This is a genomic window from Clostridium sp. AF32-7AC (assembly GCF_003477925.1).
GTDB classification, from domain to species: domain Bacteria; phylum Bacillota; class Clostridia; order Lachnospirales; family Lachnospiraceae; genus Otoolea; species Otoolea fessa.
In genome coordinates this window covers 42,195-67,416 of sequence record NZ_QUEG01000012.1, presented here as the reverse complement: position 1 = coordinate 67,416, position 25,222 = coordinate 42,195, and the positions used below count along the sequence as shown (strand labels likewise).

Sequence of the window (25,222 nt, the reverse complement as noted above, 5' to 3'; positions counted from 1 at the left end):
TAATATAAGGCTTTATTGATATTTATTATACTATTTACCTTATATTCGCATAGTCTCCTTTTTAACGCTTTTGTCCTAGACATTTTTAACAATATTTCAACATAATGAATTTTTTCTATTTCAGATAACTCATTACAAACAATTAAATCATTTCTTATTTCTAATATGTTAGAAAAATAATACCGAACTATGTATACTAACGGATTCCACCAGTATAAAAGACATAATATTTCAAAAAAACACTTTAAAAATAAATCTCTTTTAATGTAATGTCCCACTTCATGCAAGAGTACTATTTTTTTTGTTTCTTCATCTATATTCGGTATTATTATATACGGATTTTTTATACCAACAATAAATGGATCTTCTATACTATCAACTTTCAATATTGGTATTTTTTTCACTTTTTTATACTTTTTAACACGAATATACTCTATCGGTCTTATTTCTTTTATTAATTTTATAAATGATATATATGATAAACTTTTTTGCACTAAGATAAGAAAACTTCCAAGTAAACTAATCAAAAAAAGTACAGAAAAATGACTTAAAAATCCTATTTTCCCCCGCATAAAGCGACAAAGTTCTGGATATAATATTTTTATTCCTATCGTATGACTTATTCCGCAAATATCTATTGAAAAAAATAATCTTACTCCTGTTAGTACAGTGCAAAAAATAAGTAATTTTACTTCATACAAGCTATAATTTTCTTGCTTTTTCCATATATAAACCGACAAAAAACCCAATAGCAAAATTGAACTACATATTGCCGATAAAATTGATGTATATGTTATTTTCATAAAATCTCTTTTTTTCTTTTTTGAACTATACGTTCTAATTCGTCAATAACCGACTCTTCATCTACTGCTCCATTCAACAAAGCTGCTGTTATTGTATTTACAAAGGACATAGGATTTCTAGAATTTTTCATACATTTTTCTATTTTTTCTTCTATTTCTTCATCCTGAGTCTTTTTCGCTTTATATCGCCTAGCAAAAACTTTTCCAGTCTGAACTGTATCAATAACCTGAACATAACCCTTATCAAGCAATTTTCTTAACACAGTATGGACTGTTGGCGTTGTCAATTCTTTTTCAGATTCTACAATTTCTGTCACCGTCATGGGTTTTTCATACTTCCACAAAACCTGCATAACATTCATTTCTCGTTCACTTAAATAATTATTCTTCATAAAATTCCCAATCTCATAATTTATAGAAACAAAGGGAGCAACTGACGCCCCCTTTGTTTTTCACTCAAGTTCCAATACTACTAACTAATATTATCATTTCCAAGATCCACATTCCATAAATCACTCTATCTTTTTTCATTAGCTCATACCATTCAGGCGTATCTAATAATCTTGGTTTTTTAATTATATAATAATAACAAAAAATCAAAATACAAAGAAAAATTCTAACAGTTCCCACCTGATCATACCAATTTCTAATTCCCATTATGGAAGCAATTCGCTCCCCACAAAGACACAGTTCCATTAATAAAGCGGCAAACGTTGCTTCTCTTCCTTGACGGAATTCATTTGATACTCTATTCTCTTTCATTGCATCTCCCTTTTTTATTACCAATACTCATACTTGGTATAACCTGGCGTCCACCCTAATACTCCATCATTATTATAGCCATATGTATAAGATATTGTAACTTTTGCATAGTTTATGCCACCCTTTTGTGCAGCTGCTAAAACTGTTTTAGCAACAAGTGCTGCCACTGCTACCCCTGCTCCTGCTCCGCCTACCTGTCTTGCGATAAAATTAGTTATTGTCGCTAAATCTTTCATTTCTTGCAAATCAATTGTATACACAATATTTACAACGGTTCCTATAGCAGCTGTTGCTGGTAATCTTCCAGTTATACTAGATGCCCTCGAAGCACCTGTAGATCCTCCACTACCACTTTTGCTTACTTCCAATAATTCTTTAACTTCCGATCTTGAAAAACCAAAATCTTCCATTAACATATCTTCCACAACAGTTTCATCCGTTACCGAAGCATATTTATCATAAATATCTCTCAATTCATGTTGATCAATCACAACCTTTGTTGCCACTTTATCTATTGAATATGGCGGCGCTTCCGCAAATGTTGGGATTACCATGGGATTACCAATGAAGTTGACATAACTATCGACAATAAAATACTCATAATTTTTTTCATAAAACCACCTCTTAACGTTATTCACATTATTAATGAGCATCCCACATTTTTGCTGCATTGGAATCCCTCCCTTCTTTAAATTTAGTAAACAAGCTTTAATTTGATTATATATTATCATCTTTGATTATATATGTCAATATTAAAAATATATTTTCATTTCAAATATACTTTCAATCTTTTCTACACAATTAAAAACTACTCTTTCGCCAGCGCCGCGAGCCCGGAAAGAATCTCCCGCGCCTTCACAAGCATCATCTCGCAGTCCGTATGTTTCTGCCGCACATCGCGGTAATAGAACGACGGCACATCACCCGTCCTGAAGGTCAGCGTGCCCTTATATTTCTCCATCAGCGCCGGAATGCCGGAGACGTCCAGATCGGCTTTCTGGTACATCTGAATCGTGATATCCTGCTTCTTTACATCGACCTCCACGACACCCGCCTGATGAGCAAGCGCTTTTAGATCGGCGATCTTTAACAGGTTCTCCACCGAACGTGGAATCTCGCCAAAGCGGTCGATCAGCTCATCCTGCATATCCATGTACTCTTCCTGGTTCTCAATACCGGAAATCCGCTTGTAAACGTCGAGTTTCTGATATTCATTGCGGATGTAGGACGGCGGAATATACGCGTCGATGTCGCAGTCCACCACCGTCTCGAAGTCCTCGGCTTCGTTCTCACCTCGAAGTGCCAGCACCGCCTCGTTTAAGAGCTTGCAGTACAGGTCATAACCGACCGCCTGCATGTGGCCATGCTGTTCCGCGCCCAGAAGATTTCCGGCGCCGCGCAGCTCCAGATCGCGCATCGCAATCTTGATACCGCTTCCCAGCTCCGTAAATTCACGGATCGCCTGCAGACGTTTTTCCGCCTCTTCACGCAGCAGCTTGTCGCGCCGGTACATGAGAAACGCATACGAAGTCCGCCCGGAACGTCCGACGCGCCCGCGGATCTGGTAGAGCTGCGACAGCCCCAGCCGGTCGGCGTCGTGGATGATGATCGTGTTTGCATTCGGAATATCCAGTCCTGTCTCGATGATGGTCGTGGACACCAGAACGTCAATATTTCCCTCGACGAAATCCAGCATGATTTTTTCCAGCTCATGTTCGTGCATCTGCCCGTGGGCGAATACAACGTTTGCCTCCGGCACCAGCGCCGCCACGTGGTTTGCCACCTCGTCGATGTTATTGACACGGTTGTAGACATAATAAACCTGTCCGCCCCGCGCCAGCTCCCTGTGAATCGCCTCGCGCACCATCTCGTCGTTGTACTCCATGACGTAGGTCTGAATCGGCAGGCGGTCTACCGGCGGTTCCTCCAGAACACTCATGTCCCGGATGCCGATGAGGCTCATATGCAGGGTACGTGGAATCGGCGTCGCCGTCAGCGTCAGAACATCCACATTTTCCTTGAGTTTCTTGATCTTTTCCTTATGCGCCACACCGAAACGCTGTTCCTCGTCGATGATCAGAAGCCCCAGATTTTTAAAGACAACATCCTTAGAAAGGACGCGGTGCGTTCCGATCACGACATCCACCTGCCCTTTTTTCAGATCTTCCAGCGTTTTTTTCTGCTCGCCCGCCGTGCGGAAACGCGACAGCATATCGACCCGGACCGGGAAATCCTTCATTCGCTGCACAAAGGTATTGTAATGCTGCTGCGCCAAAATTGTGGTCGGCACCAGATACACAACCTGCTTCCCCTCCTGAATCGCCTTAAATGCCGCCCGGAGCGCGATCTCCGTCTTGCCATATCCAACGTCGCCGCAGATCAAGCGGTCCATGATGCGGCGGCTTTCCATATCTTTTTTTGTCGCCTCGATCGCCTCCAGCTGATCCTCCGTCTCCTCAAACGGGAACATTTCCTCAAACTCCCTCTGCCAGACCGTATCCGGTCCATACTGGTAGCCCTCGCTCCGCTGGCGAGCCGCATAAAGCTCGACGAGATCCTTTGCAATATCGCGGACCGCCCCGCGCACCTTGCTCTTCGTTTTATTCCATTCCGTTCCGCCCAGTTTATTGAGCTTCGGCGTCCTGGCATCCGAACCGGCATATTTCTGGATTCCCTCCAGGCGTGTCGCCGGAAGGTAGAGATTACCGCCGTCGCGGTACTCAATCTTGATGTAATCCTTGACGACCTTGTCCTGCTCGATCTTCTCAATGCCCCGGTAAATGCCGAGTCCGTGGCTCTCATGCACCACATAATCGCCGATCGAAAGCTCGGAAAAGCTCTGGATTTTCTTACCCTGGTAGGAGGTCTTTTTCTTCTTTTTCCGCCCCCGTCCGCCGCCGAACATGTCTCCCTCGGTGATCACGACGAACTTAATCAGCGGATATTCAAATCCCCGATGCAGCTTTCCGTAAGTCACCAGGATTTCACCCGGTTTCACGGTGTTTTCGCCCTCATCCGGGCAGAAGGCACTTAAATCATACTCCCGCAGATCGCCCGCCAGACGGCTCGCGCGCGTCCGCGAACCAGCCAGCAATACCACCCGGTATTTTTCCTTCTTCCAGCGCGCCAGATCGCTGATTAAAAGCTCAAATCCATTCTGGTAGGAATTGACATTTTTAACGCTCAGACTGTATTTTTTCTTAACCGTCATGCCGGAGAGCTTCTGATCCAGCCCCAGCAGTAAAAGAGTGCGCGGGCGCATTGCCATCGCCAGCGTCTCCTTCGCCGAATAGAGGAAGGAAGTCTGCCCCGGAAGCAGATAGCCGCCCTCGAGACGGTGCGACATGCTCTCCCGGAACTCCGTCTCGGTCGTCTCTGCTTTTTCCTTCAAGCGCAGCGGCTCATCCAGGAAAATCGTCAGCTCATCGACTGGAAAATAGTTTAAAAACGATACCGTTTCCTTGCAGAAATACCGGATATAGCTTCCCAGCCCATGCACCCGGAAGCCCTCGCGAAGCCCCTCTAAGACCTCCGAGACAGCCGAATCCATCCGGTACGCCTCTTCCGTCTTCATGGCATCCCGGAGCTTTTTCACGTATTTCCTGCGGTCTTTCTCGATCGCCTCGGTTCCATCCTGAATCTGCTCCGGCGTCAGCGCCATCTCCGTCGCCGGATAGATCACTGCCTCATCCACCTGCTCGATCGATCGCTGGCTCTCCGGGTCGAAGGTACGGATCGAATCGACCTCGTCGCCCCACAGCTCGATCCGGTACGGCACCTCCTCCGTCAGCGGGAAAATGTCAATGATACCGCCGCGCACCGAAAACTGCCCTGATCCCTCAACCTGCGCGACCTTCTCATATCCCATTTCTGCCAGGGCGTGCGTCAGCTTCCCGACCTCGACCACATCTTCTGTCCCGATCGTGAGACTCCGCTCTTTCATCCACGCAAGCGGCAGCAGATGTTCCATCAGCCCGTCGATCGTCGTGACCACCACGCCGCCGGAACTCTCCAGGACCCGCCGCATGACCTGAATCCGCTGTTTCGTCAGCAGGTTTCCGTGGATATCCGACGTATAAAACAGCAGATCCCTCGCCGGGTACAGCGAAATATCCGTATCAAAGCACCGGTAATCCTCACAGATCTCCCGCGCCCTCGAATCATCGTAGGTGACAATCAGCTTCCAGGGCGTCAGATCCGAAAGCTCGGACAGCAGATGCACCTTCTGCGAATCCAGGCATCCCGTGACAAGAAGCGGTCCCTGTCCGCGCTGTAAATCCGTCTTGAGATCCTGAAACTCGATCATCTCCTCTAACGGATTTGCAAATAAATCGCTCATTGTGTCTTGACTTCCTCCTTCCTCTCCGCCTTCTGCTTCTCTAGCTTCTCCTTCTCCCCGCGCGCCGCGCCGTTAAAATGGTTCATCGCCGCCTCAACGCCCTCTGTCATCATATCCACGACTGCCGCCGCACCGTCCTTAAACGCCGTCGTCATCGTTTCGGTTTCCTCTTTCGGAAAATGTCCCAGCACATAGTCTGCCAGATCCATGCGCGCCGGCTTCTCGCCCACACCGATCCGCACGCGTGGAAATTCCTGCGTTCCCAGATGGGCGATGATATTTTTGATTCCATTGTGGCCGCCCGCGCTGCCTTTTTTGCGGATCCGGATGCCGCCCGGAACCAGGCTGATATCGTCATAAATCACGATAAACTCCGATGGATCTACCTTATAATAATCCATCACCTGACGGATGCACTCGCCGCTCAGATTCATATACGTCTGCGGCTTTACCAGAATGACCTTATTTCCCTCGATCACGCCTTTTCCGATCAGTCCCTTAAATGCTTTCTCCCGGACATCAATGTTATACTTGTCCGCCAGCGCATCCAGCGTCATAAATCCCACATTGTGGCGGGTTCCCTCATATTCTCTTCCCGGATTTCCAAGTCCTGCAATTACATACATAATTCTATTTCTCCCTCTTTTTCTATAGTATCAAAAATACCAGATTCTTCACTCATCGTCTTTCTCAAAAAGCCAAAACAGACACGACTTTAAGCGTTAAATCCTGAAACTGCCACTTTTTCAAGCTGTTTCAGGATCTAACGCACTTATTTTTCTCGATACTTTTAAAGTTACTGTTCACGGATAGACACTTTTGGAACCGAAAGTGCCGTAAGTTTTGGGGTCGTGTAAATAAGAAGTTACTTTCCCTTCACAACCTCAACCGCCTTCTGCAGCTGATTATCCTTCTCCTCTGGAATCACGACTTCCTGCGCCGCCTCTTCATCCAGCTCCACCTCGAGATCCGGCTCGATGCCTTTTCCATGGATATCATTTCCATTCGGCGTATAATAATGGTCGGTCGTCAGCTTGATCGCGCTTCCATCCGAAAGCGGCATCAGCGTCTGAACGATACCTTTACCGAAAGTCTTCGTTCCGACGATCGTCGCCACGCCGTAATCCTTCATCGCACCGGTAAATACCTCCGACGCGCTGGCGGAATTGCCATTTACCAGCACAACCATCGGGATCTCCAGGCTGTGTCCATCCTCAGCGTCGTATGTCTCCTCCGTGCCCTTCTTATTTGCCACGGTCAGGATCCGTCCGCCATCTTTCAGGATATAATCCGCCATCGAGACAACCGTCGTCACCTCGCCGCCCGGGTTGTTCCGCAGATCGATGATCAGGCGCTTCATGCCCTCGCCCTGCAGTTCCTCGATCTTGGATTTAAACTGATCGGCAGTCACACGGTCAAACTCTGCAACGGAAATATATCCGATCTCTTCATCCAGCATCTTGCCTGACACCGTCTGCACATCGATCGGTCGGCGGGTCAGGGTGATATCCTTGTACTCGTCGCTATTTTCACGATAAACCGTGATCGTCAGCTGGCTGCCTTCCTCGCCCTTGACGTAATTATTGACCAGAAGCGACAGATCCATGCCAATCACCTCGGTGCCGTCTACCTTATAAAGCGCATCACCCGGAAGGATGCCCGCCTCCTCGGCCGGACTGCCCTCAAAGACGCGCACGATCGTGCTGACGCCGGTCTGGACATTCTGGGATACCAGAGCACCGATGCCGCAGTAAGAACCATTTGTCTCATCCAGGAAGCTTGTCAGCTCGTCCGGCGTATAATAAACCGCATACGGATCATTTAAACCACTCAAAAAGCCCTGATAAATGCCGGCTTCCTCCTCGGATGTATCAATTTTTTCCTCAAACAGGTACTTTTTATCGATAATATCCTGTATCTGCTCCAGCTTTTTCGTGACATTCTCAAAATTGACCGGCTCCTGTGCCTGCGACGGTGTTCCCTCGGTCTGTACCTGTACCTGTGTCTGGTTATCGATCACACGGCGTCCAAACATGTAAATACCCGCCGAAGCACCGACCGTGATCAGACACACCAGTGCTGTCACCAGCACACCGACCATCACACCGCGCCAGAATTTATTTTTACTGTCCATCTCTTATGCCTCCTGATTCCTGTCTATTCCTTCCGGATTTGTAACTGTTCAGTACCTTCACAGTCACGCGCAAAAATCCATCAAAAATTGCCTACGGCAATGGGATTTTTGCCTGCTGGTCCATGTTTTCGTACGGTCAGCGCAGTAAATGCGCAGACCTACTGAACAGTTACCCGGATTTCATCTTTTGCAGCCACCTGATACTTTCCGCACTACGGACTTACATAGCTCGAAGGGTTTACATAACTTCCGTTCTTGCGGACTGCAAAATGCAGATGAGAACCTGTCGAATATCCGGTCGAACCTACCTTCGCGATCGTCTGTCCGGCTTTTACCGTATCCCCTGCCGATACCAGAAGCTGGGAACAGTGCATATACACGGTTGAAAGTCCATTTCCATGGTTGACCACAACATAATTTCCAGCCGAATAACTGTAAGTTGCAATCGAAACCGTTCCTCCGGCGGCTGCCACGATGCTGCTGCCGGTCGAAGCGCTGATATCAATGCCCTTATGGTTCGAGGACGCACCCGCCGTCGGTGATTTACGTTTTCCGTATCCAGATGTAATGCGTCCGCTTGCAGGGCACGGCCAGCGCAGCGAAGAACTTCCCGTCGAAGTGGTAGTCGTACTGCCAGTATTCCCTTTCGCGGTCGAATTATTCGTCTTTCCCGCTGCGGCGGCTTTTCTGGCAGCTTCCTCCGCCGCTTTTTTCGCCGCCTCTTCCGCTTCCTTCTTCTTAATCTCCGCCTCCATCTGCACGATCTTGGCTTCCTGCGCCTTGATATCGTCCTCATACGCCTTCGCCTGCGCTGATTTCTCGCCGATCTGCGCGTTGACGTTCTGGAGTTCTTTATTTTTCTCATTCAGGAGAAGCTGAACTGAATCCTGCTTTGCCTCCGTCTGCGTCTTCATCTCCTGCAGCTCCGTCTTCTCCGTCTCCAGCTTTTTCTTGCTGTCCGCGATGGACTCTTTCGTCGCCACATACTGGTCGAGCATCTTCCGATCATACTCCGAAATCTTTGAAACATACTCTGCCCGGTTTAAAAGCTCCGAGAGCGAACGGGCTTCCAGAAGCAGATTTAAGTAGCTGCTGTCGCCCTTCTCATACATATATTTGATACGCATTTTCATCGAAGCATACTGCTTTTTTTCGGTTTTCTGCGCTTCTTCCAGCTTTACCGCCGTCTCATCGATGCTTTTCTGCTTGCTGGAAATATTATTTTCCAGCTTCGTGACCTGCGACTGCAGATCATTCATCTTCGTGTCCAGCTCCTTGACATAGCTCTCGGTGTTACTTTTCAGACCCTGAAGGCTTTTGATCGCCTCCTCGGTCTTCTTTTTCTCCTGTTCCAGGGCGCTTTTCTTATCCTTGGCGCTGCTTACATCCTTTTTCGTCGCTGCCGCCACCGAGGTCAGCACTGGGGAAGACGCCAGCGCCGCCGTCACAAGGAACAGAGCCGCACGTATTTTCAATCCCTGTTTTTTCATGTTCTCATCCTTTTTACCGCAAATTTCCGCTGCCGCCGCATTCTCCTACAGCAGCCGCCAATGTTTCTTACACCTTTAAATGTCTGCGGATCGTAAAGAAACTTCCGACAAAACCGATTCCCACGCCCAGCGCCATCGCCACGGCTACCATGCTCGGGAAAATGGTCTGAATCGGGATAAATTCAATCAGGTTCGACAAGATATCAAACCGTTCCATCATATATACAACCGCCTGGCGATACAGAAAATACGTGATCGCCAGCGGAATCAGCGCGCCAACCAGACCGATCATCACACCCTGTACAACGAACGGCGCACGGATCATGAAATTCGTCGCACCGATCAGGCGCATGATCCGGTTTTCCTCCCGTCTAAATGCAGCTGCCGTCGTGATCGTATTGCTGATAAGGAAGATAGCAACTGCCAGCAGAATAGCGATGATCACCGCCGACAAAAGTCCCAGCATCTTGTTAAAGCTCGAAAGCCCGGACGCCGTATCGCTCGAATAATTGATCTTCCGGATTCCCTGCACCGTGCCAAGCCATGCAACCATGTCATCCTGCATGTCAATGTCTTTCAGATAGATCTCGTAGGACGCCGAACCGGCTAACGGGTTGTCATCCGCAAATCCTTCTGCCAGATCCTCGACTCCCTTAAAATATTCTTTCTTAAAATTCTCCCATGCCTCCTCGGCAGAAACATACTTTACTTCCTTGACCTCATCGCGGGCGCGTATCTCATCCCCGATTTTCTGTATATCGTCCTCACTCATATCTTCATTGAAGAAAACCGTGATTCCTACTGTAGATTCTGCATTCCGCACCATATACTGTACGTTGGCAATCAAGCCAAAAAACATACAGAACAGGAAAATACATGCCGAAATAATCGCCACCGACGCCAGTGAAAACCAGATATTCCGGATGATATTGCGCATGCCCTCCTTGGTGCAATAAATCAATGTACTAATTTTCATGCCAGATACCGCCTTTTTGATCTCCCGTCAGCACGCCGCGCGTCAGCGTGATCACACGTTTTCCCATCTCTGCTACGATCTCCCGGCTGTGTGTTACCACAAGCACCGTCGTCCCGCGCCGGTTTATCTCCTCCAGAAGCTCCATGATCTCCATGGAATTATGTACATCCAGGTTTCCCGTCGGCTCGTCCGCCAGAAGTATCTCCGGCGAGTTGATCAGCGCACGGGCAATCGCAACACGCTGCTGCTCGCCGCCCGAGAGCTGGTTCGGGTATGCTTTATATTTTGAAGAAAGCCCTACCAGTCGGAGCATTTCCGGCACATTTTTCTTAATCTCACGGGGCGATACGCCGATGACCCGCTGTGCAAACGCGACATTTTCATATACTGTTTTATCCTTCAACAGACGGAAATCCTGAAACACCATTCCCAGCCGTCTGCGGTACTTCGGGATGTAGCGCCTCGGCATCTTTTCCAGATCCATATCGTTGACGATAATCTGGCCGGAAGTCGGCTCCAGCTCCTTCAAAAGAAGCTTTAAAAGCGTCGATTTGCCGGAACCGCTTCGTCCCATAATGAAAACAAACTCGCCGTCCTGAATCTGAATATTGATTTCCTTTAAGGCTTTATTCCCCGTCTTGTACGTCTTGGTGAGATTTTTAACCTCTATCATGCGTAAATCCTCTTTTTCAATTCTCCAAATGAAATTGCTGCGGCAAAGGCAATCTTCCTCCCCGCCACAGCAATTTGGATTAATAATCCAGGTTTTCCATGTATTTCATATATTTTACAACCATCAGGGCAATCTTAAATGTGATCGCATCCTCAAACACCCGCAGATCCAATCCCGTGCTCTTCTGGAGCTTATCCAGACGGTATACCAGTGTGTTGCGGTGGATGTAAAGCTGTCGGGAAGTCTCTGATACGTTCAGGCTGTTCTCGAAGAACTTGTTGATTGTCGTAAGAGTCTCCTCATCAAACTCATCCGGCGATTTGCCATCAAAAATTTCCTTGATAAACATCCGGCACAGCGGCAGCGGCAGCTGATAGATCAGACGTCCGATTCCCAGCTTGCTGTATGCGACCACATTTTTGCTGCTGTAGAAAATCTTTCCTACATCCAGCGCCATCTTCGCCTCTTTATAAGAACGCGATACGTCCTTGATCTCGTTGACGATCGTACCGAATGCCACGCTGACACGTGTCAGGGACTCGGTATTGAGCATATCTACGATCGATGTGGCTGTCTTTTCCAGATCGTCGTACGTCTCACCCGGCTTCACTTCCTTGACTAGAATAATGTTCTTCTCATCCACTGCCGTGATGAAATCCTTCGTCTTGGTCGAGAACAGGCTGCGGACGGTCTCAAGTGCATTCACATCCTTCTCATGCTGCGTCTCAATGATAAATACGATCCGCTTGACGTTCGTCTCGATGTGCAGCTTCTTCGCACGGTTATAAATGTCAACCAGAAGCAGGTTGTCAAGCAGCAGGTTCTTGATAAAATTGTCCTTGTCAAAGCGCTCCTTATAAGCTACCAGCAGGTTCTGAACCTGAAATGCTGCCATCTTACCGACCATGTATACGTCGTCGCTTCCACCCTTGGCAAGAAGTATATATTCTAACTGGTGATCGTCAAACACCTTGAAAAACTGATATCCCTGTATCACCTGGCTGTCCGCCGGAGAGTCTACGAAAGCCAGAATTGCACTCTCATATTCCTCAGCGCCAGTAAATGTGGATGCCAGCACCTTGCCTTCCGTATCACAGATACAGAGATCGACACGCGTAATTCCTTTTAACCCCTCAATGTTTGTCTGGAGTATCTGGTTCGAAATCATATTCCTCTCTCCTTTTCTTTTATCCTCCGTCCAGCTGTGTTTCCGGGTCTTTCAACCTGTCATTCCCCAAACCCGTTTGTTACCCCTCCGGCAATCTGTGCCTGTGGACCATAACCGTTCCCCATCTGAATCTTGGACGGATCTTTCCCTTTATTTTAAAGCAAAGTGACGAAAAAAAAAAGAGGGCGGACGAAAAAAAGTGAATTTTTTCGTCATTTTGCCCTCACACGCCGGGATTTTCACAGACTGGAACTTGTTTTTCCGGCGAAATTTTCCAAATATGCGATTCATTCTTATTTTGCTGCGATCGCTTCCATCTCCATCAGGACGCCCTTCGGAAGTTTAGATACCTCGACGCAGGAACGTGCCGGGCATGCGCCCTCGAAATATTTCGCATAGATTTCATTTACTTTTCCAAAATCATCCATGTTCTGGATAAATACGGTGGTCTTTACAACCTGCTCCATGGAAGCACCTGCTGCCGCCAGAAGATTCTTTACATTGTTTAAAACCTGCTCTGCCTGAGCCTCGATTCCCTCCGGGATCTCGCCGGTTGCCGGATTGACCGGAATCTGACCGGATGCAAATACCATTCCATTTACCTCGATTGCCTGGGAATACGGGCCGATCGCTGCCGGTGCATTGGTTGTGCTGATTACTTTCTTCATGTCAAATCTCTCCTTTGTCTTTTATTTTAAACGGATAGAATCTTCGTTTACTTCTACTTTTCCTTCTTTTAAAAGGTGTCCAACCGCACGCTTGAACGCGTTTTTGCTTAGATTAAATTCGCGGCGGATAATCTCCGGCTCCACGCGGTCATTGAACGGCAGAACGCCGTTTTTTTCTTTCAGACGTGCCAGCACCGCCTCGGCATCCGCATTCATCTGACGGTACGCCACCTCGCGCAGGCTCAAATCCATTTTTCCATCCTCGCGCACCTTCGTCACGCGTACCTTTAAAACCTCGCCCAGACGGCATTTTCCATACAGCTCACGGTTCGGAATCAGACCGAAATAGCGGTCTGCCACTGCCACGAACACGCCCAGATTTTCATTGATCTCATAGACGCGTCCCTCGGTCCACTCGTCCTTCTTGTACGGCGCATCGCTGCAAAGATACGAATATACCTTCATCGTCGCCGCCAGACGACCGCTCTTATCGATATACAGCGCTACCAGACACTCTTCCCCGGCGCGAACCGGATATACCTGCTCTTTAAACGGGAGCAGCAGATCTTTTTCCAGCCCCATATCGAGAAAGGCGCCGATCTTCGATACATCCTTGACCTTCAAAACCGCCGGCCCGCCCAGTTCCAGCTTCGGCATCGAGGTCGTCGCAATCAGGCGATCCTCGGAATCTTTATAAATAAATACCTTGAGCTTATCGCCCACTTTTGTGCCCTCCGGCACCTGTTTCTTCGGAAGCAGGACCGCCGCCGCGTCATCTTTCTTCTGTCCCAGATACACGCCGAAGTTTTTCTCCCGCACTACCATCAGTTCCTGTACTCTTCCCAGTTCAATCATGTCATTCGTCCTCTCTTTTCTGCCGATCTCTTTTTTATTTAACGGTTGCATTTTTCATTCACTGGCAGACAATCCACGCCGAATCTTTCTTCGGCTGCAATGATTCAGTTTCTTCACTGCTACATACAAACTCTTTACAAACCAGTCCTTGCCAGCCACAAATTCGCATACACCTGACCTTCCGCATCCTGCAGCGATACCACGTATCCTTCCGGCACCTGCGCCAGCTTCGGGTACATCACATCCCCAAGCACTGCCGCCTTCCGGTACTCCACCCGCAGTTCTCCGAGTGCAAAGTCCACAGGCAGCAATTCACGCGCAATCGCCACATACTGTGCATTGTTCACGTGCCGGTTCGTATCGAGATGATGGCGTTCCACCGTGACCAGCGCCGCCGTCTCATACGTCTCAGGCAAGCGGATTTTCTTCGGCGCTGGCGGCATTGCAAGCGGTTTATCTTCAATCTGGTAGCCCTCCAACTGGCTTTCCGGCACCCGCACCGGGCATCCTTTTTCCAGATCGTAGTAAAACCAGGTCGAATCCGCCCGCACCAGCGGGTTTCCCATCTCATCCTCGATCGTGAAATTCCGGTAGCCATAGATTCCCTTAAACCCATACGGCCAGGTCGAAATACGGATCCGCTCGCCAAAATGCGGCTGTCTGAGAATCTCTATCTGCCATCCGCTCAGCCACCACGCCCGTTTTTCCTCATTCAGATAGGAAATCCCGAGTTTCAGATCCTCCGACTGGAACGTCGAACAATCCTGAAGATAATTCATGATTCCCACCACAGAAAGATTTCCCTCTTCATCCGTCTCACTGTACCGGACCCGGCTGTCAAATGTATACATATCGCTCTCTTTTCCTTTCCGGCTTCCGGCTCCCCGCACCATCTCCGCGCATCCGCCATCTGCCGTTTCGTCCTATATTGCCTTAACATTCTGTCATGAAACTCATTATATCCGATTCGAACCACGTTGTCTACTTACAGACCCAGAATATTGCAGAATTTGCCGGACGCGTGGCGCGGTTTCTGCCACAGCAGCCGCCCAAACAAAAAAAATTATCAAAAAAGCGAAAAAAGTAGTTGACGAATCTGTTTCCTTACAGTATAATACAAATCGTTCAATTCATTGGGCTATCGCCAAATGGTAAGGCAACGGACTCTGACTCCGTCATTTTCAAGGTTCGAATCCTTGTAGCCCAGCTAAAAAGCATTTGTTTGCCAAAGACGGCATGACAAGTGCTTTTTTGTATTATGGAAACTCCCTCTGAAATGTTCCATAATACAACATTTTTCAACTCAATAAACCTCCATATGTTTGCGAGAAAAAAAGAAAAGAACCCCCGCTCCGGTCATCCCTCACAGCCGGCGGCAGGGGTTCTTTTCTATTTCCAAATATTCTTAATAAATGTATAGATCAGCCAAATCAGAAGAATCGGTCCCGCCAGATGAATCAGGATGGTGAAAATACCTCCGACCAGTGCAAACAGCACAAATAAGATCGCGATAACCACCACGCTGAGAATCACCTTCCAGTACCATTTGTTCAAATCGATGTAATGGAAGTTCGGCGGCAGACCGCTGTCGTCCCGCTCCGAAAAACCGCCGTTGTAGGAGGACGCTGTGCGCCCGCTCCCGGCAGCGTCTCCCGAAGTGTACGAACCGCCCTGGCCGGTCTCCCCGGCGCCCTCGCTGCTGTCGATAATGGTTTTCGCAATCAGGCGTGGGCTGCCGATCTCCTCGATCACTTCTTCCTCCCTGCGCCCTTTCGCCGCCTCCTGGCGGATATACTGATCGTAATAGCTTATGTTGCTCTGGATGACTGAAGCCGAAACCTCGCCGTCCAGCGCCTCCCGAAGCTCCTGTAAAAACTCTGTCTTTCTCATCTTGTCTCCTTATTCCTCAAACCGTCCCGCTTCTCCCGTTTTACCCAGCCGAAAGAAACAAGCTTCCAGTTCCCGTCCTTTTCAACTGCCTCAGCGCACGCGCTCTTTCAAAAGTCCGCTCCGGTACGCTTTCAAGAGCTCTTTCAGATCCTCGATGCGACCCGCCAGCTCCTTGCCCTCGTCGGTATCCGCCACTGTGATGCGCTTCTGCATTTTCTCCACAATATATACCTTCGGCGTCCGCTCGCGCTCCGGGTCAAATGGCTTGTGTTCCGCAAGCGCGAGATGGTGAGAATTGAAAATCAACGTATATCCGGCGATTCCCGTCCGCTCCTGGTAGGCTTTCGACAGCCCGCCGTCAATGATGAAGAGCTTGCCGCCAGCCCGGATCGGTGTCTCTCCACTCTTAATCTTCACCGGCATATGCCCGTTGATGATATGCGATCCCTTCGTCGGAAGTCCAAATTCCTTCAAAATCATATCGCAGGTTTCTTCTTCCTCACTGAGCTGGTAATACGGGTTCATCGTCTCTCTCATCACTTCCGGATCCTCGATGAAATAATGCTCAAAGCTGCGGTTTTTGTCCTTTCCAAATACCGGCGATTTCGCACCATTCCACAGATACCACATAAAATCGCGGCACGCCTCCTTCTCCGGCGCGTCCTCTGGAAGAAAATAGGCATTTTTAACCTGTGTGTCAATAAAATCCATCAATTCCTTGCCGCGGTACATCTTGCCGCCCACCATCAGACCGTCAAATTCCCGATTCTCCGTCATCGGGATACAGCCGTGATAGAGCAGGTTGGAATTGCAGCATTTATACATGCTTCCGTTGGAATATAGGAAACGGACATGCTCATGCAGCCGCGCATTGTGGCGGAACGACAGCTCCAGCGTGTGAAGCAGCTCTTCCTCTTCGTCCGTCAGCCGCAGCGGATCCGCCGGATCCACCGTCGGGAAATTCATGTCGCGCATCGGATACTCTTTTCCATCGATCGTGACCGTGCCGCGGTCATAACGAATCGCTGACAGAAGTATCCGCTCTTCCATCCCGTACTCCGGATGGCGCTTGATGATCTGCCCCTCTTCTTTATACTGTAACACCGCGATCGCCTTGTGCATCTTCGCCGCCAGCTTCGGATCCACTGCATCGTAAATATTTTTGTCAAGAATCTGCGGCAGAAAACAGGTACACGGATCGTCCCGGTACACGCGCTCCGCAAACATCGACAGCGGGCGCAGGTTAATTCCGTAGCCGTCCTCCAATACATCAAATCCATTGTAACCGAGCGCCATACGCAAAACATTGCAGATACACGCCCGGTTGCCCGTCGCCGCGCCCATCCACGAAATATCATGATTGCCCCACTGGATATCCACATCATGGAAATGCATCAGTTCCTCCAGAATGATATCCGGTCTCGGACCACGGTCAAATATATCGCCCAGGATATGAAGATTATCGATCGTCAGACTCCGGATCAGGCTGCAGATCACGACAATAAAGCTGTCCGCCACCCGGACGTCAATCAGGGTATTGATAAGTTCGCTGTAATACTCCGTCTTATTGTCATCGGTATTATCGACATATAAAAGCTCATCGATCACACCCGAAAATTCCCTCGGCATCTTTTTTCTTACCTTGGAACGGGTGTATTTCGACGAAACCTCCCGGCAGATCTGCACCAGACGGTAGACCGCCGTCTTCTGCCAGTCCTCCGTGTATTCGTTCGCCTGTTTGATCTGATTGATCATTTTTTCCGGATAATAGATAAGGTTCGCCAGCCGTACCTCGTCCTCCTCCGAAATAATATGTCCAAATGTCTCGCGGATCTTCTCCCGGATAATACCCGACGAACTGCGGAGCAGATAAATAAACGCCTCATGCTCACCGTGCAGGTCACTAAAAAAATATTCCGTGCCCTTCGGAAGTCCACAGATTGCCTGTAAATTAATAATATCACTCGCCGCCGCCCGGATATTCGGATACTCCCGCGAAAGCAGCTTCAAATATGCTAAATCCCTCATGTTATCAGCTCCCAAACTGCGCTGTCTGCCCGGATATTGTCGTGACTCGTTATCGTCGCGCTCGCTTTGGGTAAACAGCACATTATCTACATTGCATTTGCCTTTTTGATAGATTTATAGTAGCATAGATTCAGATCAGGGTCAAAATATATTTTCGGCACTTTCAGTTCCTAAAGTGCCTACCCGTGAACAGAAACATTTTTTTCCATACATAAATACAGGAGGAACATTCATGACAGAACCACACACTCTCTACGTGTTTGGCACCGGCAACGCCACGATGACACGTTATTATAATACCTGCTTCGCCATCCGCTCCGGCGAGGAATATTTCATGACAGACGCCGGCGGCGGCAATGGCATCCTGCGGATTCTGGAAGAAATGCAGGTTCCATTAAACCGCATCCATCATCTCTTCGTGACACACGAACACACCGACCACATTCTCGGCGTGATCTGGATGATCCGGATGATTGGCACTGCCATCAAAAAGGGAAATTATGAGGGAATTTTTCATATTTACTGCCACGACGGCCTGATCGACACGATTCAGACCTTCTGCCGCCTGACACTCCAGAAGAAATTCTGCGACCTGATCGGCGATCCGATCCAGCTCATCCCGATTTCTGACCGAGAAACCCGGCAGATTCTCGATATGGAGGTCACCTTCTTTGACATTCATTCGACCAAGGCGCGCCAGTTCGGCTTCCGCGCTGTGCTGCCGGACGGCAAGATCGTCTGCTGCCCGGGCGACGAACCGCTGAACCCGCTCTGCGAAGAATTTGCCAAAGGCGCCGACTGGCTTTTCCACGAAGCCTTCTGCCTCTACCGCGACCGGGAAATCTTCTCCCCTTATGAAAAACACCACAGCACCGTCAAAGATGCCTGCGAACTCGCCGAACGCCTCGGTGCGCGGCATTTGATTCTGTGGCACACTGAAGATAAGACTTATCCGGAACGCGCTGCTTTGTACCGCGCTGAAGGGGAAGCCTATTATCATGGGGATTTGCTGGTACCGGAGGATGGGAGTGTGATAGAGCTGTGATTGTATCTTGCAGCTCTACCTCTTCCTCAAATGATAATACGTCATCGTCGCCGACGCCAGCAGCGTCTCCTTATCATCATAAATCTTGCATTCGCACACCGAAAATGCATAACCATTCTGTATTTCCTGCGCCCGGGCGATGATTTTGGATGTGTTTTTTCCAGCTTTCAGATAATGGATCGTGCCATCCACGGTCGGGACTGCGTAGTCGCGCCCGGTCATCGCTGCGGTGCCGCCCACGGTATCCGCCAATGAATACAGGACGCCGCCGTGCACGATACCTAAGATATTCATATGCCACGGTTTCAATACAATCTCTCCAACTGCATAGCCCGGGCGTGCCTCGGTAATCTCCATCTCGATTTTCTTCCGGAAATCATTGGCTGCATCCGTCTCCTGTCCGCGCTTCTCCCAGACTTCTGAGAATGAGCCGGACGGCTTTTTCTTTTCTTCCTTCTTTTCCATTTCATGTACCTCCTTGTATATATGATTTACTCTCTTTTTTATTTCTCTGCAGGTCATCTATTATTTTCTTCTATTTTTTCTATCACTTTTCTCTCTGATATAATCTGTTTGTATAATCTGTTTGCCTGAATCAGCCCATCCTTTTTCCTCGCCTCAAACGCTTTTTCTCATAATTTTTCCAAAGATGGACTCATACTTTCTCCCATCCTCTCATACAATCTTATCAGATTGCAAAAATGTTATTGTTCACGCATACGTGCCCAGTAACGGAATTTGCCGTGGCTTCGCATTTAAATACTATCGCACAGGAGGGATCTGTCTTGAAACGAAGTTCTGTTATCATTGCACTGGAAATCTGCGCCATTGCGGCGCTCTTTGTCAGCTGGTCCTTCCAGCGTCCGAACAGCCGTCAGGTCACGGTCGGGAATGCGTCGGAACATTTTATCCGCTGGGTGGATTTCGATGTAACCGCCGACGCCATGACACAGGCGTTCCGCTATGATGTTGATACCTGCCAGCAGGATCTCCATCTGAACTGGGTCGATCTGCTCGCCTACCTGGGGGCGCGCTACGGGGGCGATTTTTCACATTATCAGGCGTCCGATATGACGGAAGCTGCCGAACAGCTCCAAAATGGCGTTACAGTGGAAGAATTGACGAAAAATATGACCTCTTTTGCCTATTATCGTGAGGCTTACGGCGCGGTTCTGGATGGAATGGTCGGACTGTATGAAATTGAGATTCCGAAATCGGAAGCACCGGCTTTTGCACTGGCGGACGCGCAGATACAGGAAGGGGATCCGGCTGCCAATACCTCCTACGCAACGACACCACCAACAACAACAGCAACCACAACTGGTACAGACACAATCGACTCAGCCAGTCAAGCTTCACCAGAAACTTCAGCCTCATCCAACACACAAACTTCTCTCGAAACCCCAGCCCCCACTCTCTCCGATCCCGACGCTGTCCCCCTGACTCCCTCCGGTGAGGAAAAAGTCTGGGTTACCAAATATGGTCTGAAAGCGTTTCTCCCACTGGCGAAAAACTTTCCCTACAGCCACTATGACGATTTCGGTGTCTCCCGCAGCTACGGTTACCGGAGACGGCATCTCGGGCATGATATGATGGGGCAGACGGGAACGCCTGTGATTGCTGTGGAATCCGGGCGCGTCGAGGCGCTCGGCTGGAACCAGTACGGCGGCTGGCGCATCGGCATCCGCAGCTTTGACGGGAAACGATACTACTATTATGCACATTTACGCAAAGACTACCCCTACCAGTCAAATCTGAAAGAGGGCAGTCTCGTCACCGCCGGGGACGTGATCGGTTATCTCGGGCACACCGGCTACAGCAGCACTGAAAACACCAACAACATCGCTGAACCGCACCTGCATTTCGGATTGCAGCTCATTTTTGACGAATCCCAGAAAGAAGGAAACAACGAAATCTGGATTGACTGCTATGAACTGATCCGTTTTCTGGCGATAAACCGCTCCGAGACCGTCAAGAAAGAAGGCACCAAAGAATGGACGCGTGTTTATGAAATGAAAGATCCTAGTATCGATCAATTTTCCACCCCATGACAAAGTTTTCTTACCAAGTCAATCCTGTCGCTTAATATAACCCGCCACTGACAGTTTCTCACCAATATATACATATAATTATCACGTTAAAAAGCCATGCAGAGATTCTTCAATAAAAACATTCTGCAATCCATAAAAATACAGCCGGAAAAGGTGCACCCAAAACCGCACTTTCTCCGGCTGTTTTCAATAAAACTTATTATTTGATCACGCGCACGCGCATCATACCCTGAATAGCTTTCAGCTTCTCAATCGTCGCCGCGTCTGCCTTGGTCTCCAGATCAACCAGCGTATAAGCGTATTTATCACGGCTCTTGTTCGTCATGTTTGCGATGTTCATGTCAGTCGATGCCAGGATCGAGGAAATCTGTCCGATCATGTTCGGCACGTTCTTATGAAGAAGTGCAAGACGACCTACGGTTGTGCACACGCCCATATCGCAATTCGGAAAGTTGACGGAATTCTTGATATTACCATTGTCCAGGTAATCCATCAGCTCTTTGACTGCCATCACGGCACAGTTATCCTCGGATTCTTCTGTGGATGCGCCCAGATGTGGGGTTGCGATGACGTTCGGCATCTGCATTACTTTTGCATTCGGGAAATCGGTGATATAGCGTTTTACACGACCGGAAGCCAGCGCCTCTGCCATATCGTCGTCATTTACCAGAAGGTCACGCGCAAAGTTTAAGATAACCACACCGTCCTTCATCTGTCCCAGGCTGTCTTTGTTGATCATCTGGCGGGTGCTGTCAAGCAGCGGTACATGAACGGTGATGTAATCGCATTCCTGATAGATCGTATCAACCGATGTGATGTGCTTTACGTCTCTGGAAAGCATCCACGCTGCTTTGACAGAAATAAACGGGTCATAGCCGTATACTTCCATGCCGAGCGCTGCAGCTGCGTTTGCAACCTCTGCGCCGATGGCGCCCAGTCCGATAACACCAAGCTTTTTGCCGCGGATCTCATGACCGGCAAATTTCTTTTTCGCCTTCTCCATATCTTTGGAGATATTTTCATTGTCCTTCTGCTCCTTGCACCAGTCGATGCCGCCGACTACGTCTCTGGCTCCCAGCAGCATGCCAGCCAGCACCAGCTCTTTGACACCGTTTGCATTGGCGCCCGGTGTATTGAATACGACAACACCAGCCTCCGCACACTTGTCAAGCGGAATGTTGTTGACGCCCGCTCCGGCACGTGCAACAGCACGCAGTCCCTTCGGAAGTTCCAGATCATGCATGGCAGCACTGCGGACCAGAATGCCCTCTGCCTCCGCCAGGTTGTCAGTCATCTCATAATTTTCGGTCAGTAAACCGGTTCCCAGCTTGGAAATCGGGTTCAGGCAATGGATTTTTCTCATTTTTTAACTCTCTTTTCTTTCAAAATTTCAAATCTTCCCATACGCGGGCTGTTTTTGTTTTAAAAAGTCCACTGCTGCAGCAGAAAGGAACGGATTCCCCCTCCCTTTCGCCGCAGCAATGGCATAAATTTTAAAATTGATTAATTTGTATGTTTTTTCTCAAATTCGCGCATGAAAGCAACTAATTTCTCAACGCCCTCGATCGGCATTGCATTGTAGATGCTGGCACGCATACCGCCGACGGTACGGTGACCTTTTAAGTTCACAAAACCTGCCTCTTTGGCTTCCTTGACAAACAGGGCATCCAGATCTGCATCGCCGGTGACGAACGGTACGTTCATCAGGGAACGGTCTTTTTTCTCAACGGTTCCCTTGAAGAGCTTGCTCTCATCGAGGAAATCGTAAAGAATCTTCGCCTTCTTCTCGTTGCGCTCTTTCATGGCACTTAAACCGCCCATTTTCTTGAGCCATTTAAATACCTTGCCGCACATATAGATGGTGTATGTAGGCGGTGTGTTGTACAGAGAGTCATTGTCTGCGTATGTTTTGTAGCGCAGCATGGTTGGTGTTCCCGGAAGAACATCCTCAGTGATCAGATCCTCGCGGATGATGACGATCGCCATACCAGCCGGACCTACGTTCTTCTGGACACCGCCCCAGAGAATACCAAACTTACTCACATCCAGCGGCTCTGACAGGAAACAGGAGGAGATGTCTGCTACCAGTGTCTTGCCCTTGGTGTTCGGAAGCTCGTGGTATACGGTTCCGTAAATAGTGTTATTTAAGCAGATATACACGTAATCTGCGTCCTCATCCACTGGAAGGTCCGAACAATCCGGGATGTAGGAAAAGGTCTTGTCAGCGCTGGATGCAATCGCGTTGGCGGTACCAAACATCTTTGCCTCCTGATATGCTTTCTTTGCCCACTGTCCGGTGATGATGTAATCCCCCACCTTATTTTTGAACAGGTTCATCGGAACCATGGCGAACTGCATATTGCCGCCGCCCTGTACGAATAATACTTTGTAATTGTCCGGAATCTGCATCAATTCGCGCAGATCCTTCTCTGCCTCATCAATGATGGCCTGGAAATCCTTGGAGCGGTGGCTCATCTCCATGACGGACATGCCGCTGCCCTGGTAATCCAGCATCTCTGCCGCTGCCTCTCTCAGTACCTCCTCCGGAAGTACTGCCGGACCTGCCGAAAAGTTATAGACTCTGCTCATAATAAATCTCCTCCTGTCTTACACAAAAATGTGATAATTGCCCCCATTTTACAACTATTCGATGCGTAAGTCAATCTCATCAAACGCTTCCTCGATCGGTTTTCCAGCCGGAACCATCGGGAATACCTTGTCATCGCTGCCGATCTGGCACTCGATCATAACCGGGATATTTAAGCTGATCGCCTCGCGCAGAACCGGCTCCACATCCTCTTTCTTCGTGATACGGTATGCTTTCGCGCCCATGCCCTCTGCCACCTTGACGAAATCCATCTGATCGTAAAGCTCCGTCTGGGAATAGCGTTTTCCATAGAACAGGGTCTGCCACTGGCGCACCATACCCAGAACATGGTTGTTAAATACAACCTCGATAACCGGAATGTTGTAGCGGGTTGCCGTCGCAATCTCGTTCATGTTCATACGGAAACAGCCGTCTCCGGCAATATTGATAACCGTCTTATCCTTGCAGCCCATCTTCGCACCAATCGCTGCGCCCAGACCGTAGCCCATCGTGCCCAGACCGCCGGAGGTCAGAAGCTGTCTCGGACGTTTGTATTTATAATACTGTGCCGCCCACATCTGATGCTGTCCGACATCGGTACAGATGATCGCATCGCCGCCGGTTACCTTGTAGATCTCTTCCATGATATACGGACCGGTCAGAACTTCCTTGTTGTAGCGGAGCGGGTACATATCTTTCAGACGCTCAATGTGGCTCAGCCACTCGTCATGGTTCATCGGATCCAGACGCGCGTTTAGCTTACGCAGAATAATCTTGACATCACCAATAATGCTCGCATCGGTCTGGATGTTTTTGTTGATCTCCGCCGGATCGATATCTATGTGTAAAATCTTTGCATTGGTTGCAAAATGGTTCGGATCGCCCACAACACGGTCACTGAAACGCGCGCCTACAACGATCAGCAGATCGCACTCTGCCACACCGAGGTTGGATGTCTTGGTTCCGTGCATACCGATCATACCGGTATAAAGGACATCGGTTCCGTCAAATGCACCTTTACCCATCAGGCTGTCACCCACCGGCGCCTGAATTTTATGTGCAAATGCACTTAATTCATTGGCAGCATCCGATGCCACTGCACCGCCGCCGACAAAAATAAACGGTTTTCTCGCCGCCTTGATCATCTCGATCGCCTTTTCCATGTCTTCCTCACGGATCAGCTCTGTCTCGCGCTCGATCGGCTGCGGTTCCTTCGGCTCGTACTCGCAGGCCGCTGCCGTCACATCCTTGGTGATATCCACCAGAACCGGACCCGGACGGCCACTCTTAGCAATCACGAACGCACGACGGATCACATCTGCCAGCTTCGTGACATCCTTTACGATAAAATTATATTTCGTGATCGGCATGGTAACACCCAGAATGTCGATCTCCTGGAAGCTGTCTTTTCCAAGAAGCCCTGTCGTTACATTACAGGTGATGGCTACCATCGGAATGGAATCCAGGTTAGCCGTTGCAATACCCGTAACCAGGTTTGTAGCTCCCGGACCAGATGTCGCCATACACACACCGACCTTACCGGTTGCTCTCGCGTAGCCGTCTGCCGCGTGGGACGCTCCCTGTTCATGAGAGGTCAAAATATGGGTGATTTTATCCTTGTGTTTATAAAGTGCATCATAAATGTTGAGGATCGCGCCGCCCGGATAACCGAACACCGTGTCTACCCCCTGCTCTTTCAAGCATTCAATGACAATCTCTGCTCCTGTCAATGTCTTCATCTGTCTAACCTGCT

General features: G+C 49.0%; 22 protein-coding genes and 1 tRNA gene. 3 read left to right on the top strand and 20 right to left on the bottom strand.

Annotated elements, in window-relative coordinates; translation table 11 throughout:
- From DWZ45_RS13545 to DWZ45_RS13480, 14 genes are all read right to left on the bottom strand, one after another.
- A partial coding sequence (locus DWZ45_RS13545) for a M56 family metallopeptidase (protein WP_147353116.1) occupies positions 1-803 on the bottom strand: 803 nt, incomplete at its 3' end.
- Complete coding sequence (locus DWZ45_RS13540) at positions 800-1,195, bottom strand: BlaI/MecI/CopY family transcriptional regulator (RefSeq protein WP_107001486.1); 396 nt, start codon at positions 1,193-1,195, stop codon at positions 800-802. The genes DWZ45_RS13545 and DWZ45_RS13540, both read right to left, overlap by 4 nt.
- A gap of 64 nt (positions 1,196-1,259) precedes the next feature.
- Positions 1,260-1,565: a hypothetical protein gene (locus DWZ45_RS13535; RefSeq protein WP_107001485.1), complete on the bottom strand. Its 306-nt coding sequence runs from the start codon at positions 1,563-1,565 to the stop codon at positions 1,260-1,262.
- A gap of 17 nt (positions 1,566-1,582) precedes the next feature.
- Complete coding sequence (locus tag DWZ45_RS13530) at positions 1,583-2,236, bottom strand: hypothetical protein (protein WP_118469424.1); 654 nt, start codon at positions 2,234-2,236, stop codon at positions 1,583-1,585.
- Between the two features lie 137 nt (positions 2,237-2,373).
- Positions 2,374-5,904 (bottom strand): transcription-repair coupling factor, encoded by a 3,531-nt coding sequence (gene mfd / locus DWZ45_RS13525; RefSeq protein ID WP_118469423.1) that lies wholly within the window; start codon positions 5,902-5,904, stop codon positions 2,374-2,376.
- A complete protein-coding gene (pth, locus tag DWZ45_RS13520; RefSeq protein WP_118469422.1) occupies positions 5,901-6,530 on the bottom strand; it encodes an aminoacyl-tRNA hydrolase in 630 nt (209 codons plus the stop codon). The genes mfd and pth overlap by 4 nt, the downstream gene beginning before the upstream one ends.
- Before the next feature lie 239 nt (positions 6,531-6,769).
- Positions 6,770-8,038: a S41 family peptidase gene (locus DWZ45_RS13515; protein ID WP_022359888.1), complete on the bottom strand. Its 1,269-nt coding sequence runs from the start codon at positions 8,036-8,038 to the stop codon at positions 6,770-6,772.
- Between the two features lie 212 nt (positions 8,039-8,250).
- Positions 8,251-9,528: a M23 family metallopeptidase gene (locus DWZ45_RS13510; protein WP_118469421.1), complete on the bottom strand. Its 1,278-nt coding sequence runs from the start codon at positions 9,526-9,528 to the stop codon at positions 8,251-8,253.
- Positions 9,529-9,595: 67 nt separating this feature from the next.
- Complete coding sequence (gene ftsX / locus DWZ45_RS13505; RefSeq protein WP_022359886.1) at positions 9,596-10,504, bottom strand: permease-like cell division protein FtsX; 909 nt, start codon at positions 10,502-10,504, stop codon at positions 9,596-9,598.
- On the bottom strand, positions 10,494-11,177 hold the full coding sequence (gene ftsE, locus DWZ45_RS13500; RefSeq protein WP_118469420.1) for a cell division ATP-binding protein FtsE: 684 nt from the start codon (positions 11,175-11,177) through the stop codon (positions 10,494-10,496). Before ftsE ends, ftsX begins: the two co-directional genes overlap by 11 nt.
- Positions 11,178-11,256: 79 nt before the next feature.
- Positions 11,257-12,345, bottom strand: a complete 1,089-nt coding sequence (locus tag DWZ45_RS13495; RefSeq protein ID WP_107001479.1) for a helix-turn-helix domain-containing protein — start codon at positions 12,343-12,345, stop codon at positions 11,257-11,259.
- A 293-nt stretch (positions 12,346-12,638) separates the two neighbouring features.
- Positions 12,639-13,013, bottom strand: coding sequence for a RidA family protein (locus DWZ45_RS13490; protein WP_022359883.1), 375 nt, complete (start codon positions 13,011-13,013; stop codon positions 12,639-12,641).
- A 21-nt stretch (positions 13,014-13,034) separates the two neighbouring features.
- Positions 13,035-13,868, bottom strand: coding sequence for a S1-like domain-containing RNA-binding protein (locus DWZ45_RS13485; RefSeq protein WP_118469428.1), 834 nt, complete (start codon positions 13,866-13,868; stop codon positions 13,035-13,037).
- Positions 13,869-14,002: 134 nt separating this feature from the next.
- Complete coding sequence (locus tag DWZ45_RS13480) at positions 14,003-14,719, bottom strand: acyl-ACP thioesterase domain-containing protein (protein WP_118469427.1); 717 nt, start codon at positions 14,717-14,719, stop codon at positions 14,003-14,005.
- 283 nt (positions 14,720-15,002) lie between these two features.
- Here DWZ45_RS13480 and DWZ45_RS13475 point away from each other — a divergent pair.
- Positions 15,003-15,075, top strand: a tRNA-Gln gene (locus tag DWZ45_RS13475).
- A gap of 182 nt (positions 15,076-15,257) precedes the next feature.
- Here DWZ45_RS13475 and DWZ45_RS13470 read toward each other — a convergent pair.
- Both DWZ45_RS13470 and DWZ45_RS13465 read right to left on the bottom strand, forming a co-directional pair.
- Entirely contained in the window at positions 15,258-15,758 is a 501-nt protein-coding gene (locus tag DWZ45_RS13470; RefSeq protein ID WP_118469419.1) for a DUF1700 domain-containing protein, read from the bottom strand.
- 90 nt (positions 15,759-15,848) lie between these two features.
- Positions 15,849-17,786 (bottom strand): fructose-1,6-bisphosphatase, encoded by a 1,938-nt coding sequence (locus DWZ45_RS13465; protein ID WP_118469418.1) that lies wholly within the window; start codon positions 17,784-17,786, stop codon positions 15,849-15,851.
- A gap of 232 nt (positions 17,787-18,018) precedes the next feature.
- Between DWZ45_RS13465 and DWZ45_RS13460 the strand changes: the two genes are divergently transcribed.
- Positions 18,019-18,831, top strand: coding sequence for an MBL fold metallo-hydrolase (locus DWZ45_RS13460; protein ID WP_107001474.1), 813 nt, complete (start codon positions 18,019-18,021; stop codon positions 18,829-18,831).
- A 15-nt stretch (positions 18,832-18,846) separates the two neighbouring features.
- Here the strand turns inward: DWZ45_RS13460 and DWZ45_RS13455 are convergent, their stop codons facing one another.
- Positions 18,847-19,296 (bottom strand): PaaI family thioesterase, encoded by a 450-nt coding sequence (locus DWZ45_RS13455; RefSeq protein WP_181357243.1) that lies wholly within the window; start codon positions 19,294-19,296, stop codon positions 18,847-18,849.
- A gap of 320 nt (positions 19,297-19,616) precedes the next feature.
- Between DWZ45_RS13455 and DWZ45_RS14730 the strand changes: the two genes are divergently transcribed.
- The gene (locus tag DWZ45_RS14730; RefSeq protein WP_265104164.1) at positions 19,617-20,882 is read left to right on the top strand and encodes a M23 family metallopeptidase; all 1,266 of its coding nucleotides are present in this window, start codon (positions 19,617-19,619) and stop codon (positions 20,880-20,882) included.
- Positions 20,883-21,081: 199 nt separating this feature from the next.
- Here the strand turns inward: DWZ45_RS14730 and DWZ45_RS13440 are convergent, their stop codons facing one another.
- The 3 genes from DWZ45_RS13440 to ilvB form a co-directional block, all read right to left on the bottom strand.
- Positions 21,082-22,245, bottom strand: coding sequence for a phosphoglycerate dehydrogenase (locus DWZ45_RS13440; RefSeq protein ID WP_022359875.1), 1,164 nt, complete (start codon positions 22,243-22,245; stop codon positions 21,082-21,084).
- Positions 22,246-22,385: 140 nt separating this feature from the next.
- The gene (serC, locus tag DWZ45_RS13435; protein WP_118469417.1) at positions 22,386-23,471 is read right to left on the bottom strand and encodes a 3-phosphoserine/phosphohydroxythreonine transaminase; all 1,086 of its coding nucleotides are present in this window, start codon (positions 23,469-23,471) and stop codon (positions 22,386-22,388) included.
- Between the two features lie 54 nt (positions 23,472-23,525).
- Complete coding sequence (gene ilvB, locus DWZ45_RS13430) at positions 23,526-25,208, bottom strand: biosynthetic-type acetolactate synthase large subunit (RefSeq protein WP_118469416.1); 1,683 nt, start codon at positions 25,206-25,208, stop codon at positions 23,526-23,528.
- Positions 25,209-25,222 lie beyond the last annotated feature (14 nt).